This window comes from Lysinibacillus mangiferihumi, from assembly GCF_003049665.1.
GTDB lineage: Bacteria > Bacillota > Bacilli > Bacillales_A > Planococcaceae > Lysinibacillus > Lysinibacillus mangiferihumi.
The window spans coordinates 35,741-50,310 of record NZ_PYWM01000031.1; the positions used below are offsets into that span (position 1 = coordinate 35,741).

Consider the following 14,570-nt stretch of genomic DNA (forward strand, 5'->3'; position numbering starts at 1 on the left):
ATTACTAAAAAACATTGCTTTTATTATAATGCTATAAATAAAAAGGTCAAACGAAATTCGTAGAAAGAAAGGCTCTATACGTATGCAAAATAGATATTCGAGACAACAATTATTTACCCCTATCGGACAATCTGGGCAAGTATCGATCCAACAAAAACATGCCCTTTTAATAGGTGTGGGTGCATTGGGTAGTGCTAGTGCAGAAGCGCTTGTGCGTGCTGGTATCGGCAAGTTAACACTGATTGATCGTGATTATGTAGAGTGGAGTAATTTACAAAGACAACAATTATATACAGAGCAAGATGCCCAAGAAAAAATGCCAAAAGTTATCGCAGCTAAAAAACGTCTGCAAGAAATTAACACAGAGGTTGAAATCAATGTTGCCATTATGGATGCATGTATAGAGACTTTGCTACCATTGCTAAAAGATGTAGATGTAATGGTTGATGCGACAGATAATTTTGATGTGCGCTTTCTAATGAATGACCTTGCACAAAAGTATCGAGTTCCTTGGGTGTACGGCTCTTGTGTCGGTAGTTATGGTGCGACGTATACAATTGTGCCAGGTAAAACACCTTGTTTGCATTGCTTATTAAAAGCAATACCCCAAACAGGGATGACTTGTGATACGGTAGGTATTATTAGCCCAACGGTCCAAATCGTTGCCGCATATCAAGTGGCTGAAGTGTTAAAATTGCTTGTTGGAGATGACAAAGCGCTACGAAAAAGCTACTTAACATTTGATGTTTGGCAAAATCAACACTTTGAAATCAATGTCGCTAAAATGAGACAGGCTGATTGTCCATCTTGTGGCAATGCGCCAACATATCCTTATTTATCCTATGAAAATCAAACGAAATTACAGATACTTTGTGGACGGGACGCTGTACAAATTCGACCACCAAAGCCCATTCACTACCAGTTTGAGCAGTTGGCACATCAGCTTCGTTCCTATGGTGAAATTCAGATGAATCCATATTTGCTTTCTTGCCAAGCGGACGATTACCGAATCGTTATTTTCCAAGATGGGCGAGTTGTGATTCATGGTATACAAGATATACAAAAAGCTAAAACGATTTACTATCGGTTATTAGGTTAAAGGAGTGTGCTAAATGCTAGAAAAAAGACAACCAATTCCTGTGGCAGAAGCTGTTCATCGTGTAATGGATTATGCCTTTCAAGCAAAAAATGAGCTCGTGCCATTAACACAAGCCCATGGTCGCTTTATAGCAGATGCAATTCGAGCTGATCAAGATGTACCGGCTTTTGATCGTTCACCGTATGATGGCTATGCTATTCGTTCCATTGATAGTCAAGGCGCTTGTTCACAGCAGCCAGTTCGATTTCAGGTCGTTGGGGAAATTGGCGCAGGCTATGTCTATGACAGTGTAGTGGAGAAAGGTCAAGCTGTTCGCATTATGACAGGGGCACCGATACCACAAGGCTGTGATGCGGTGGTTATGCTAGAAATAACCCATACTTTTGAAGAAAATCAACAAAAGTATATGTCGATTAAACGCTCTATTGAAGCGGGGACTAATATTTCCTATAAGGGGGAAGATGTACAGCAGGGTACAATCCTTATTGACAAAGGTCAATATATTAACCCCGGTGTGATGGCTTTACTCGCTACGTTTGGCTACGAGCAAGTAGCGGTTTATCGTAAAATGGTCATTGGTGTGATAGCCACGGGTAGCGAATTACTAGAGCCAGGTGAATGTTTACAGCCAGGCAAAATTCGAAATAGTAATGCCTATATGATGATGGCACAAATTGAACGTGCTGGCGCAGAAGTCAAATATTTTGGCAAGTTTAGCGATGATTTAGAGTTATGTATTAAAATCGTTGAAAAAGCATTACAGGAAGTAGATATTTTAATTACAACGGGGGGCGTTTCCGTAGGTGATTATGATTATTTACCAGCCATTTATCAGGCGATGGATGCAAAGGTATTATTTAATAAAGTAGCAATGCGTCCAGGCAGTGTAACAACTGTCGCTGCTTGCAATGATAAATTGTTATTCGGCCTTTCTGGTAATCCTTCAGCCTGCTATGTTGGTTTTGAACTATTTGTACGCCCAATTATACGCACTGCCTATTGTCATCCGCAACCTCACTTACGTAGAGAGCAAGCTAGATTAGGAGCGGATTTTACAAAGCCGAATCCCTTTACACGTTTTGTGCGCGCGACAGCTTATTATGAAACAGGGCAGCTAGTCGCTGTGCCATCTGGTTTTGATAAATCGAGTGCCGTTTCTTCGTTGGCGACAGCTAATGCTTTTATCGTTTTACCAGGTGGTTCAAGAGGTTATGAAAAAGGCATGTCCGTAGCAGTCTTATTGTTGGAAGATTTGCAAGGAAGTGAGTGGCCTTGGGACAAGCTCGAAAAATCTTACAGATAGTTGGCTATCAAAATAGTGGAAAGACAACATTGATGGAGCAATTAATTAAACAAGCTTCACTGGAAGGGCTACGAGTAGGATCGATCAAGCATCACGGACATGGTGGTGTGCCAATGATCGAAACGTCCAAAGATAGTAGTCGGCATGAGCAGGCAGGTGCGATTGTTACTGCTGTGGAAGGGGAGGGTACTTTACGTATGAGTATTCACCAAAATAGCTGGCAATTGGCTGAAATTCTAGCAATCTATGCTTCCTTTTCGATGGATGTCGTGCTGATTGAAGGATATAAACAGGAACATTATCCAAAAGTGGTACTACTCCGAACAGCACAGGATCAAGTGCTATTGCAGCAAGTAACCAATATTATTTGTGTCATTTATTGGCCGAGCTATCCTTTCAATCCGTCCTTAACAATCCCAGCGTATTCAATTTATGAAGAAAGAAAATATATAGAATTTTTGTTGAAAGAAATGAGGGACAGACCATGACGGTAGCGTTGTTTGAAATTATCGACCAACCGATTGATGTCGAGCAAGTAAGACAAAAAGTATTAAATCGAAATGCTGGTGCCGTTACACTATTTATCGGCACCGTACGCGAAATTACAAATGGTAAAAAAACATTGCATTTGGAATATCAAGCCTATCCCACGATGGCGATAAAAATGTTTGAACAGATTGCAAAGGAAATTCAAGAGCAGTGGCCAGAAGCGATAGTGGCTATTACCCATCGAGTAGGTCGCTTGAATATTTCAGACATTGCTGTTGTTATTGCTGTATCATCGCCACATCGTAAAGTGGCTTATATGGCAAATGAATATGCGATTGATCGCATCAAACAAATTGTTCCAATATGGAAAAAAGAGCATTGGGAGGACGGGACGGAATGGATTGGTGACCAATTAGAAAATATCCCCTATCCACAAGGAAAACCAGTTATTCAGGAGGAGGAAGGGAAAGCGTGATTAACATCTTATTATTTGCTCACTTACAGGAACTAGTTGGTGAATCACAACTCAAGGTAGAGCTGTCAGATGTCACGGTTGCTCAGTTAAAAGAGTGGTTGGAAAAGCACTATCCGCAGCTATCATTACAACAAATAATGACAGCAGTCAATGAGGAATTTGCAACCGATACGACAATTGTTAAATCGGGTGATACCATCGCCTTTATCCCACCTATTAGCGGGGGATGATGAAAGACTATGTGGTAAGTAGCGCTACGAGAGCATCAGCCGTAGTTAACAGCTATCAAAAAAGCTGGGACAAAACAAAAAAATTTAAGGAACAGAGGAAAGCGGTTTAAAAATTTTTGGTTAGAAGTTAAAACTAGTTGATGAGAGCGGTGAGAGGCGACTCCTGTTCCGAGTGGAAGGAGACCACCCGTAGCAGACATTAACGATAGAGCAAAAAAGTGTTAGATTGACTGCAATCAATCTAACACTTTTTCTCTTTTATACTTTTAGTAAATGGATACAAAGAAGCATTAGAAAGGAAATAGCGATCATGCACAAAACCCATGTCCAAGCAAGCGTCATGTTACCCGAATCAAGTGCCATATAAATCGCTAGCGGTGTTGTTTGTGTTTTTCCGGGAATATTCCCCGCAAACATCAGGGTCGCCCCAAACTCCCCTAATGCACGTGTAAAGCTTAAAATTCCACCAGATACAAGTGCCTTTAATGCGAGCGGAATAGATACACAAACAAAGACTTGCCATTCATTCGCCCCATCAACACGTGCTGCATTTTCAATATCTTTATCAACAGAGACAAAGCCTGTTTTAGCAGATTGATACATTAAAGGAAAGGCTACAATTGTAGAAGCGATAACGGCAGCCCACCATGTGAACATGATTGGTTGATCGAAAAGCCACATAATTAGATTTCCTAATACACTATTTTTTCCAAAAATAACGATGAGCAGAAAACCAACTACAGTAGGAGGTAATACTAAGGGTAAAAGCAACACCGTTTCTAACAAGAGTTTGCCTTTAAAATGGCGGGTTGCCATCCATTTACCCATTAAAATCCCAACTATAATAGCAGTAATTCCAGCAACAAAGGCAATTTCAATGGAAAGCCTAAGAGGAGACCAAAAATCGGTACCCATTTATTGAGCTCCTTTAAAGCCATACTTTTTGAAAACATTCATTGCCTCATCACTTTGTAAAAATTGATAAAAATCTTTTGCCTCTTGTCCATGCTTACTCGCTTTTAGGACGCCTACAGGATAAATAATCGGTGCATGGGTCGCATCATCGGCAGTCGCAACGACATCGACTTTATCGGAGACGAGGGCATCTGTTTTATACACGATGCCAGCATCTACATTTTCGCTTTCAGTATAAGTAAGTACTTGACGTACATCTTTTGTATACACTACTTTAGCTTCAAGTGAATCCCAAAGTTGCAAATGCTTTAATGTATCGACGCCATATTGCCCAGCAGGAACCGTTTCGGGTGTGCCGAGAGCAATTTTTCCTGCTTGATGTAAATCTTCAAAGGAATGGATTTGTTTTTCATTGTTTTTAGGAACGATTAATACTAACTCATTAGCTAAAAGATCTGTTCCTTGCTGTTGTTCAATCATTTCTTTTTCTACTAGGGCGTCGAATTTATCTTTCGCTGCTGAAAAGAATAAATCCACCGGTGCACCTTGTAAAATTTGTTGTTGCAATGCACCAGAGCCGCCAAAGTTATAGAGGATATTGACCGAATCGTGTTCTTTTTCATAAGTTGTTTTAAGTTCTTCTAAGGCATCCTGTAAACTAGCTGCCGCAGAAATCGTTAATTCAACAGGTTCGTTTGCAGTCCCTTCTTTTTCTTGGTTACCACAAGCTACTAGTAGACCCACTAGTAGAGCTAGTGCCGCAAATAAACGATAAAAGTTTTTCACTGATTTTACTCCTTTTATAACTCGTTATAACAAGACATAACTAATTATAATAAGTGCCAAGTAAAAAAGATAGTCGTGCCAGTCACCCAAACAATTCTGACAATTTAAAAACTCGTTCTGCATGTCAGAACGAGTTTTTAAATATGAAGTGATATGCTTACACCGCACCAAATAATTTTAAAATATTAATAATAATAATGCCTACGATGCCAAAGTCAGAATCACCAAATGTTGTTCCTTCGTAGCCGATATCCCCCATAAAGATAAGCAGGATAGCTGGGATAAAGCTAATGATTATCCCGTTAGCAAATGCACCTGCCATGGAGCCAATACGACCACCCGTTGCATTACCGAAAACACCTGCCGCAGCACCTGTAAAGAAATGTGGCACTAGGCCAGGAACAATAACTTTAAGCCCAATCAGTGGCAGGGCAAACATGGACAATAAGCCAGCTAAAAAACTAAAGAGGAAACCGATAATAACGGCATTAGGTGCGAATGGGAAAATTGTCGGGCAATCCAAAGCAGGTTTAGCGTTTGGTACGAGTTTATCAGCAATCCCTTTAAATGCAGGAATAATTTCTGCAATCAGCATGCGTACACCTGCAAGGATAATATAGACCCCCGCCGCAAAGGTAATCGCTTGGATAATCGCGAAAACAATGAAGTTCGATCCCCCGGATAATTGCGCTTCAATATAAGAACGACCTGCGAATAAAGCGACAACAATGAAAAATAGGCTCATTGTTAAGGAAATGGCAACGGATGTATCTCTTAAAAATCCAAGTGATTTAGGCACTGCTATTGCTTCAGTCGATTTGGCTTTGTTGCCAAATAGTTGACCAATTTTAGCAGATACATAGTAGCCAATGCTGCCAAAATGTCCAACTGCAAAGTCATTATTTCCTGTTATTTGACGCACTGTAGGTTGTAAAATGGCAGGGAAAATCACCATACATAAACCTAACAATATAGAACCGAAAATAATGAGAGGAGCGCCACTCATCCCCCCAACAGAGAGGGAAGCTGCGATTAAACACGCCATAAATAATGTATGATGACCAGTTAAAAAAATATATTTTAAAGGCGTAAATCGCGCTAGCAAAAGATTCATTACCATCCCGAATACCATAATCAAGGCTGTGGATGTGCCAAATGTCGTTTGTGCCGCAGCAACAATGGCTTCATTATTTGGGATAACCCCTTGTACCTGAAAGGCATGATCGAACATTTTGCTAAAGTGAGTTAAAGAACCAATTAAAACAGCTGCACCGGCACCTAAAATGACAAAGCCCATAATAGTTTTTAACGTCCCTGAAAGAACAGTTGAAGCAGATTTTTTTTGGATTAATAAGCCGACAAGAGCAAATAGGCCGACTAGTATTGCTGGTGTACCTAAAATGTCATTCATCATAACATCTAACATACCAACACCTCATCTTATCCAATTTTAAAAGCAACGTAAGCGTTACAACTGCACATCATATTGTCCATTACAATAGTGGGGCAAGCTTTCCTTTGATTTCTGGGATACTCATCATATTGACGACTCGCACAATTTTTCGCACACCATTATCTAGTTGGTCGACGATATCTCCTGCACCAATATAAATATCAGCCTTTTCAGAAGTTACAGATGTTAAATCAGTATGCGTTACCTCTGCTTCTTTGCTGAGTTCTAGCAATGCTTTTTTGATAGTCAGTTCCATCATGAAGCTACTGCCTAAGCCATTTCCACAAACGACTAAAATTTTCATTTATAATTGCTCCTTTGTTGCATATTGTTTTATTTTATCCATGACGCATTTTGCACGCTTACATCCGATAATGTTATCGATTTGGCTAGGTTCTTGTAAGACTTGTGTTAAATCTACTAATGCCTGTAAATGTGTTGTATGATCTGTCGCTGCTAAAATAATGATTACATACACAGGTTTATCGGGTCCGAAATATACAGGTTTTTGTAAAACTAATAAACTCATCGATAATTCGTTTACGCCATCGGATGGCCGCGCATGTGGAATTGCTACTTTAGGTGTAAGTACAACATAGGGACCGTGTTGTTCGATGGAATCGATCATGGCTTGGATATAGCGCTTTTCTATTTTGTTTTGCTGTAAGAGTGGTGATGCAGCAATGCGTATAGCATCCTGCCAGTTGGCTACTTCGTTTGTGATTTGGATAGTCTCACTATGAAGCAATTCGGTAAGCAACTTGTCATTCCTCCTTTCGTTAGAGCACAACATGTCTTCTATCCATGTTATGAATGCTTGCTATGTAATGATGTCAGATTACTGAATTTTTTTAGTAAATATGTTGAAAAAGGGAGTAAGTGATTATTGGGATGGATTGGAAGTCATTTTGTGCAGATAGATGAGGCAGAGCTCACAGTTGGTTGAAGCTGTGAGACTCATAGGTTGTAGCGGATTATGTTTTGATTTTTTGTGCTAAATCGTAAATCGCTTTTTTGACAAATACATCAATTTGATTGTCTAGTCTAGATTGCGGGTAAACTAGTTGGATTTTCCGCTTTAGCGTAATATCATTTAAATCTTTTTTGATTAATAAGCCAGATTGCAGTTCGTCCTCAATAAGGGAAACGGAAAGAAAAGCAATGGTTTTACCAAACGTCAGCATTTTTTTTATCGTACTTACAGAATCGAGTTCAATGGTATTAAATGCTGGTTGGAAAGGGTCTAACCATTTTTCGATAAAATGATTGGTTGAACTAGAGGAAGTATGTAATAATACTTTGTTTTTAAGGACATCGGATTGCGAGATGTCCTTTTTTGCTGCCAGCTCGTGACGAGGGCTTAGAGCTAAAACGAGCGAATCTTCACCAATTGTTTCATAGATTAATGCTTTGTTTTCTTGCTTTGTTTCCATGATTAAACCAAAATCTAGTTCTTGCAGGGCTACCATTTTTTCAATTTCAGGTGCTGTTTTTACCTCTAAGGATATGCGGATGTCAGGATATGCAGTGGAAATTTGATTAATAATTTCAGGCATATAAATATGCGCAGGTAGGGCACTTGCACCTAATCGAATGGAGCCAATATTGCCTGCTAATAGATTTTCAATGAAACGATTCATATCGTTTTGTAGTTGGACGATTTGTCTTGCGTAGTGATAGAGCCCCTCTCCAGCTTCTGTTAAACGATAGCCACCCGCATTTGTGCGAAACAAACGTACCCCGTACTCTTCTTCAATCGAGCGAATATGAAAGGATACCGTAGGCGGCGTAATACCTAGCTCTTTAGCGACAGGAGCTAATTTTTTAAAATCGACGAGTAAACAAAATGCCTGTAATTTCAGATGATTCATTTTAGCCTCCTAAAGGAAATTCGAAAAAGTATTGCATTTCCTTAAGTTTATTAGATTTTTTTTAACGACATATTAATAGTAGGTTAATATTTTCTAAATATCTGGAAACTATAGTAGAGATAGACGAGGAGGATACCATGAAAATCTCAATAACGAACTTAGAGAAAAAATATGGACAGGCACAAGCGTTATGGCCTATTAATGTGGAATTAGACAGTAAGTTCATTACAATTTTAGGACAATCGGGCTGTGGTAAAACGACATTATTGAAAATACTAGCTGGTCTTGAAAAGCCAACAAATGGTGAAATTGCATTCGATGACACAATCATTTATTCGTCTAAGCTTCGCAAAAATGTTAAACCAAATAAACGAAATATTGCCATGGTCTTTCAAGATTTCGCATTATGGCCTCATATGACCATTTTCCAAAACATCGCATTTGGCTTAAAAGGAATGATGCCAAAAGAAGAAATACCAGAGCGAGTAGCATATGTGATGCGGTTAGTGAAGATGGAAGGATATGAAAATCGTAAGCCGGGACAATTATCGGGAGGCCAGCAACAACGAGTTGCATTGGCAAGGGCATTGGCAACGAATCCAAAGTTAATTTTATTTGATGAACCATTATCAGCGTTAGATGCCGTACTTAGAGAAAAAATGCAGGATGAAATTATGCATATTATTCATGAACTGGATTGCCAAGCTATTTTTGTAACACATGATCAAACAGAAGCTATGACGATGTCGGATCAAATAATTGTGATGGAATCAGGTAAAATTGCGCAGGTTGGATCACCTGAGGAAATTTATCATACGCCGGCGACACCTTATGTAGCGGATTTTATAGGGAAGGTCAATTGGTTCGGTAAAGGGAATCGAATTGTACGTCCAGAGGGAGTATCGAGACAACACTATCCTGGAAGCATTGCGAAACAGGCAATGATTGTGAAAAGTACTTTTGTTGGTGATCGCTATTTAGTTCATGCGCAAGTTGAAGGGAAGCAATGGAGCTTTTATGAAGCTGTACCGCTTGAACACGGACAGCAACTGGAAGTTTTTGTGGATACTAAACAAATCTATCAATTGGAGGGTTTACAGTGAAAAAACGTTTCAAATTATTAGCAACAGCGAGCTTTCTTGTGGCATTAACATTAGCAGGGTGCAACGCTACTAAGTCGACTGACAGTGTGAAGAATGATGCAGCCAGTGCAAAGCCAAATGAAGTGCAAACACTAACCGTCTATTCTGCTGGTCCTGATGGCTTGGCAGCAAATATTCAACAAGCTTTTGAAGAAAAAACGGGCATGAAAGTAGAGATGTTCCAAGGAACAACAGGTAAAATTTTATCTCGTTTAGAAGCAGAGAAAAACAATCCTGTCGCAGATGTCGTTGTGTTAGCTTCTATTGCATCAATGGATGGATTAAAGGAAGCCAACCAATTACAAAGTTACAAAGAAGCTGAAAATGCTAGTAAAATGAACCCCGATTGGTCAGATGCAGAAGGCTATTACTATGGCTATAGCGCATCGGCATTAGGCATTGCCTACAATACGAAAAATACGAAAGACATTCCAAGTGAATGGACAGATTTAGCTAAAGCACAGTGGCAAGGTAAAATAAATATTCCTGATCCAAGTTTGTCTGGATCTGCTGTTGATTTTATTTACGGTTATACAGAAGCGGAAAAATCGGCATGGGATACAATCCAAGCATGGAAAAACAATGGACTACAAGTGAATGGAGCCAATAAGGAAGCATTGGATGCTGTTATTACAGGTGATAAAAATGCAACGATTTCAGGTGTTGACTATATGGCGTATAAAGCGAAAGCGAGTGGGGAGCCAGTAGAAATTGTTTATCCGAAGAGCGGAACGGTTGTTAGTCCACGAGCAGTAGGCATTATGAAAGATGCTAAAAATGTGGAAGGTGCGCAAGCATATGTTAATTTCTTGCTTTCAGATGAAGGACAAAAACTAGTGACAGAGGCGTATCTACTACCTGGCAATCATGATATAGCTGTAAAAGATCGCGCAGCATTGGATGAAATCCCACAGTTAAATGTGAGCTGGAAAGGTTCAGAAGCAAAGCAACTTGATATTTTAACGAAGTTCAACGATATTTTTCGTTAAGTTGTAAGCTGAGGGTATTATTTGCCATCATCCTGTCTGAGAAAAAATTCGCTATTGGTCAGTCACAACTATCTAATACTGACTATTGCGAATTTTTTAAAAAAGTAGTTTTGTGAAAGGAATGATGCAACATGATAATGGAAAGCAGACGAAGTTTTGGCTTGTTATTGACGATTGTCGCAACGTTTGCGATCGCACCATTAATAGCCATTGTGTATTATACATTTGTCCATGATGGAATATTTGATGTTTCACAATTTAGTAGAATGTTTGCTAATGAAAGATTATGGCAGACATTGGGCAACTCTTTATTATTAGGTGTATTGGTTATTTTAGGTACGACGATATTAGCATTGCCTATGGCATTCATTCGCACGAAAACAACTTTACAAAAATATGATTGGCTCGATATTGTCCTAACGATTCCTTTTATGACACCCCCTTATATTGGTTCCATGGGATGGATATTATTTATGCAAAATAATGGATTTTTACAGCAACTAGTGCCTGGCACAGCTTGGTTGTCTGATGCCTTTTTTTCTTTATTTGGCATGGTCATGGTTATGAGTCTACATCTTTTTCCTTTTTTATATTTAATGCTGAAAAATACGTTGCTTAGAATAAATGGTTCCTTTTTGGATGCTGCACTTATTTTTGGACGTAGTTCTTTGCGCAACTGGCTACAAGTAATACTGCCGTTACTTATTTCTAGTTATGTTCTTGGGATATTGTTAATTTTCATTAAAACGCTAGCGGAATTCGGGACGCCTGCTACGTTTGGAAGCCGTATCGGTTTTCAAGTTTTTACGACAGAAATTCACGCTTATCTTTCAAGGTGGCCAGTAGATATTCGAATGGCTACATCGCTTTCTGTTTTCTTGCTTTCCGTATGTCTTATTATCTGGTATTTTCAAAATCTTATCGGACGAAAGTTTACATATAGCGTACTTTCAGGAAAAACGCCCGCTGCACGTGAAATAAAAGATAAATGGTTTATCCAATTGGGATCATGGTTTTATGTAGGTTTTGTATTATTGTTTGCAATCGGTATTCCTTACTTTTCAATAATTGTAACCTCGCTACAAAAAGTAAGGGGAGACGGTTTACGTGCAGGCAATTTCACATTAGCGTCTTATCAGGCTGTCTTTACTAGTGGTAGCGCTGGCTTAACGGCATTTATAAATAGCGTTGTTTTTTCAATATTTACAGCAGTTATTACAGCGATAATTGGTTTATTTATTGCCCTTTACATTAAAAAGGGAGAAACGAAAAAGCAACAACTATTAGATTTCTTTAGTCTAATGCCGAATATTATTCCTGGTATCGTCTTTGTTGTCGGCTTAATTATGTTTTGGAATGCCCCTTGGTTACCAGCAACCATTTACAATACAAAGGCGATGGTCGTTGTGACTTATTGTGTGCTGTTCTTACCGTACGCTGTGCAATATACAAAATCCTCACTATCACAGTTAGATCAATCTATTTTTCAATCAGCTGCGATTTTTGGACGCAATAGTTGGGACGTGTATCGAGCTATCATCATCCCCCTGCTAATGCAAGGAATACTTGCTGGTATGATGATGACATTTATTATTTCAATGCGCGAACTAGTCGCGGGTCTGCTTATTTTGCCTCCTTCAGTTGAGACAGGCGCAACGTTTATTTACAGCCAATTTGAACAAGGCAATGTTGGGATAGGAATGGCTGTTGCAGTTATTACAGTCGCGATGACCGTTGTTTTTATGTTCCTATTAAATTGGCTTCAAAGATGGGGAGGACATGTGCGTGCTTAATGTAGAGATTTTAGGAGGGGTTGGAGAGTACGGACGTAATTGCTTTTATCTCAAAAAGGATGGACGAGCGATATTACTTGATTGTGGTGTCATGAATAATCGGGAAAAAACGATGCCAACCTTAACTCCCGCTCATGTGGCAAAACTTGATGCTGTGTTTATTTCTCATTCGCATATTGATCATGTCGGCGCGCTTCCTTTACTGGAACAGTGGGGTTACAATGGTCAACTAATTATGAGTGAGATGACAGCAAAACAATTAAAACACGCTTATCCAAACATTCAAACCTTTTCACCAGAATCGATTGGTTATTGGTTACATATTAACCAGCATCTTTCTTTTCAATGGGGCTTTAGTGGGCATCTAATAGGAAGTGTTTGGTACAGCATTCGATTTTTGGGGGAGGTGATATTTTTTTCGGGAGACTATGTTTTAGATTCCTATCTATTAAAGGCGAATCTTCCGTATGAGGATTGTGGGAAGTATAACGTCGCGTTTATCGATAGTGGGCATGTTGAAAAGACCATTAAGAATGAAGAAGTATTGCAACAAATAGTGAAGTTTATTTGTACGAACGATAGTAGACCGATTATTTTCCCTTCTTCCTTTTCAGGCAAAACGGCTGATATTGCGATTTATCTTTTTGCGCATAGTACAAGAAAAGTGTGTATTGATCATCAGTTTTTTCCCTTGTTTGAAGATTACTATGACGCACCTGAAAATGTGGTACCTACTCCGATTTTGCCGTTGTTCAGAAGGGAATGCTTACAAGAGACGACTGTTGAGGAAAATGCTATTTATTTTGTTCCAGAGCGAGATGAAGCAACCATATCGCAACTACTCAAAAATTGTCCATCAGCAATTGTTATCTTTACAGGATATTTTAATAAAGCTTGTTATATTCAACCATTAGCACCCCATCAAGTAAAACAGTTTTTTTACAAAACACATCCGGATTATGAGGATATCATTGCCTTGTCCAAGCACATAAATGCTGAGAAAACCATTTATTTTCACAGCCATTTTACAAATGAAGAAACGACACTTTTAACTTTAATCGGAAAAGAGGCGGATATAGGATGAATCATTTTAAAAGAGTTGCACTGAAATTGGTCGTAATGGCCATGGTACTGGGGACGCTTGGCCTATTGAATACAGTACAAGCGAAAGCGGCAATGGTGCCTAGTCATGAGATTAAATATAATTTGCGAACGGATCTTTTTAATGAATCAGTCATTTTAAGACTTTTTGCAGCAACGAAAAAAGATGAGGTAAAGATTTACTATTTCGATACAAATAATCAAGAATTTTTAAATGCAGACTATAACAACCGTTTACGTGTCTATAAAGATAGCACGAAAATCGATATTACGTATAAAAAGAGATTTCTGAATACACCGCTTGACGAAGCACTAGCAATCACCAAAAGCCAAGGCTTTACAGGGGATGAATCTAACTATAAGTTTGAAATGGATATTAAAGGGGGAAATCGTACATTTACAATTAGTCGCAAAGAATCGTTAAAGGCAACGACTAAAGTTTCTTTCGATGCTGTGGATGTGAATGCTGCGAAAAAAATGATTTTAGATCATGTTCCAAAGAAAATTTTAAATTGGGATTCGGCAACATGGTATAACAACACGTTATCGCAAGCCATCGTGTATGGGCCTGCCAATGCAACAACCTATAAAGGAAGTTATGCAGGCTATGAGGCTGATATCGAGGTTTGGCATTATCAAGGGGATGTTATGATAGAACTATCTACTAAAGAAGACGACGCCACAAAAGCTGCAGTAATTGAGCAAGTATGGCATAATCAGCTAGTAGCAGCTGGATATCTTAGTGCGGATCAGCGAGGAAAAACAGCCTTTGTAATGGAGCAAAAATAATACCCGCGAAGCGAGAGGTTTTACCCGCGGAATAAAACGAAATACCCGCGAAATGAGAGGTTTTACCCGCGGAACAAAGTGAAATACCCGCGAAGAAAGAGGTTTTACCCGCGGAACAAGGTGAAATACCCGCGA

16 protein-coding genes are annotated in these 14,570 nt (G+C 39.2%); 10 read left to right on the forward strand and 6 right to left on the reverse strand.

What is annotated here, in order from left to right:
* Positions 1-82: 82 nt before the first annotated feature.
* From C9J37_RS22185 to moaD, 5 genes are read left to right on the forward strand one after another with little or no spacing between them, the layout of a single operon-like run.
* A complete protein-coding gene (locus tag C9J37_RS22185; protein ID WP_107897114.1) occupies positions 83-1,099 on the forward strand; it encodes a thiazole biosynthesis adenylyltransferase ThiF in 1,017 nt (338 codons plus the stop codon).
* Positions 1,100-1,112: 13 nt separating this feature from the next.
* A complete protein-coding gene (locus C9J37_RS22190; RefSeq protein ID WP_107897115.1) occupies positions 1,113-2,402 on the forward strand; it encodes a molybdopterin molybdotransferase MoeA in 1,290 nt (429 codons plus the stop codon).
* Positions 2,372-2,890: a molybdopterin-guanine dinucleotide biosynthesis protein B gene (gene mobB / locus C9J37_RS22195; RefSeq protein ID WP_107897116.1), complete on the forward strand. Its 519-nt coding sequence runs from the start codon at positions 2,372-2,374 to the stop codon at positions 2,888-2,890. Before C9J37_RS22190 ends, mobB begins: the two co-directional genes overlap by 31 nt.
* Positions 2,887-3,366 carry a molybdenum cofactor biosynthesis protein MoaE gene (locus tag C9J37_RS22200; protein ID WP_107897117.1) on the forward strand — a complete coding sequence of 160 codons (480 nt, stop codon included), beginning with the start codon at positions 2,887-2,889 and terminating at the stop codon, positions 3,364-3,366. Before mobB ends, C9J37_RS22200 begins: the two co-directional genes overlap by 4 nt.
* Positions 3,363-3,596, forward strand: coding sequence for a molybdopterin converting factor subunit 1 (gene moaD / locus C9J37_RS22205; RefSeq protein ID WP_107897118.1), 234 nt, complete (start codon positions 3,363-3,365; stop codon positions 3,594-3,596). Before C9J37_RS22200 ends, moaD begins: the two co-directional genes overlap by 4 nt.
* A gap of 258 nt (positions 3,597-3,854) precedes the next feature.
* Here moaD and modB read toward each other — a convergent pair whose 3' ends face one another.
* The 6 genes from modB to C9J37_RS22235 form a co-directional block, all read right to left on the reverse strand.
* Positions 3,855-4,511: a molybdate ABC transporter permease subunit gene (gene modB / locus C9J37_RS22210; RefSeq protein WP_107897119.1), complete on the reverse strand. Its 657-nt coding sequence runs from the start codon at positions 4,509-4,511 to the stop codon at positions 3,855-3,857.
* Positions 4,512-5,297, reverse strand: a complete 786-nt coding sequence (gene modA, locus C9J37_RS22215; protein ID WP_107897120.1) for a molybdate ABC transporter substrate-binding protein — start codon at positions 5,295-5,297, stop codon at positions 4,512-4,514.
* A gap of 157 nt (positions 5,298-5,454) precedes the next feature.
* Complete coding sequence (locus tag C9J37_RS22220) at positions 5,455-6,723, reverse strand: PTS ascorbate transporter subunit IIC (RefSeq protein ID WP_107897121.1); 1,269 nt, start codon at positions 6,721-6,723, stop codon at positions 5,455-5,457.
* 67 nt (positions 6,724-6,790) lie between these two features.
* Positions 6,791-7,054 (reverse strand): PTS sugar transporter subunit IIB, encoded by a 264-nt coding sequence (locus C9J37_RS22225; protein ID WP_107897122.1) that lies wholly within the window; start codon positions 7,052-7,054, stop codon positions 6,791-6,793.
* Positions 7,055-7,510 carry a PTS sugar transporter subunit IIA gene (locus tag C9J37_RS22230; protein WP_107897123.1) on the reverse strand — a complete coding sequence of 152 codons (456 nt, stop codon included), beginning with the start codon at positions 7,508-7,510 and terminating at the stop codon, positions 7,055-7,057.
* A gap of 214 nt (positions 7,511-7,724) precedes the next feature.
* The gene (locus C9J37_RS22235; protein WP_107897124.1) at positions 7,725-8,621 is read right to left on the reverse strand and encodes a LysR family transcriptional regulator; all 897 of its coding nucleotides are present in this window, start codon (positions 8,619-8,621) and stop codon (positions 7,725-7,727) included.
* 137 nt (positions 8,622-8,758) lie between these two features.
* Between C9J37_RS22235 and C9J37_RS22240 the strand changes: the two genes are divergently transcribed.
* From C9J37_RS22240 to C9J37_RS22260, 5 genes are all read left to right on the forward strand, one after another.
* The gene (locus tag C9J37_RS22240; protein ID WP_107897125.1) at positions 8,759-9,724 is read left to right on the forward strand and encodes an ABC transporter ATP-binding protein; all 966 of its coding nucleotides are present in this window, start codon (positions 8,759-8,761) and stop codon (positions 9,722-9,724) included.
* On the forward strand, positions 9,721-10,752 hold the full coding sequence (locus tag C9J37_RS22245; protein ID WP_107897126.1) for an ABC transporter substrate-binding protein: 1,032 nt from the start codon (positions 9,721-9,723) through the stop codon (positions 10,750-10,752). The genes C9J37_RS22240 and C9J37_RS22245 overlap by 4 nt, the downstream gene beginning before the upstream one ends.
* Positions 10,753-10,883: 131 nt before the next feature.
* Entirely contained in the window at positions 10,884-12,545 is a 1,662-nt protein-coding gene (locus tag C9J37_RS22250; RefSeq protein WP_107897127.1) for an ABC transporter permease, read from the forward strand.
* Positions 12,538-13,629 (forward strand): MBL fold metallo-hydrolase, encoded by a 1,092-nt coding sequence (locus C9J37_RS22255; RefSeq protein WP_107897128.1) that lies wholly within the window; start codon positions 12,538-12,540, stop codon positions 13,627-13,629. The genes C9J37_RS22250 and C9J37_RS22255 overlap by 8 nt, the downstream gene beginning before the upstream one ends.
* On the forward strand, positions 13,626-14,435 hold the full coding sequence (locus tag C9J37_RS22260) for a hypothetical protein (protein ID WP_107897129.1): 810 nt from the start codon (positions 13,626-13,628) through the stop codon (positions 14,433-14,435). The genes C9J37_RS22255 and C9J37_RS22260 overlap by 4 nt, the downstream gene beginning before the upstream one ends.
* The last annotated feature ends 135 nt before the right edge of the window (positions 14,436-14,570 follow it).

Excerpts from the sequence above, each read along its gene's own strand:
- C9J37_RS22185 (WP_107897114.1), top strand. The coding sequence starts at position 83 with ATGCAAAATAGATATTCGAGACAACAATTATTTACCCCTATCGGACAA.
- C9J37_RS22190 (WP_107897115.1), top strand. The coding sequence starts at position 1,113 with ATGCTAGAAAAAAGACAACCAATTCCTGTGGCAGAAGCTGTTCATCGT.
- C9J37_RS22200 (WP_107897117.1), top strand. The coding sequence starts at position 2,887 with ATGACGGTAGCGTTGTTTGAAATTATCGACCAACCGATTGATGTCGAG.
- modB (WP_107897119.1), bottom strand. The coding sequence starts at position 4,511 with ATGGGTACCGATTTTTGGTCTCCTCTTAGGCTTTCCATTGAAATTGCC.
- C9J37_RS22220 (WP_107897121.1), bottom strand. The coding sequence starts at position 6,723 with ATGTTAGATGTTATGATGAATGACATTTTAGGTACACCAGCAATACTA.
- C9J37_RS22225 (WP_107897122.1), bottom strand. The coding sequence starts at position 7,054 with ATGAAAATTTTAGTCGTTTGTGGAAATGGCTTAGGCAGTAGCTTCATG.
- C9J37_RS22235 (WP_107897124.1), bottom strand. The coding sequence starts at position 8,621 with ATGAATCATCTGAAATTACAGGCATTTTGTTTACTCGTCGATTTTAAA.
- C9J37_RS22240 (WP_107897125.1), top strand. The coding sequence starts at position 8,759 with ATGAAAATCTCAATAACGAACTTAGAGAAAAAATATGGACAGGCACAA.
- C9J37_RS22250 (WP_107897127.1), top strand. The coding sequence starts at position 10,884 with ATGATAATGGAAAGCAGACGAAGTTTTGGCTTGTTATTGACGATTGTC.
- C9J37_RS22260 (WP_107897129.1), top strand. The coding sequence starts at position 13,626 with ATGAATCATTTTAAAAGAGTTGCACTGAAATTGGTCGTAATGGCCATG.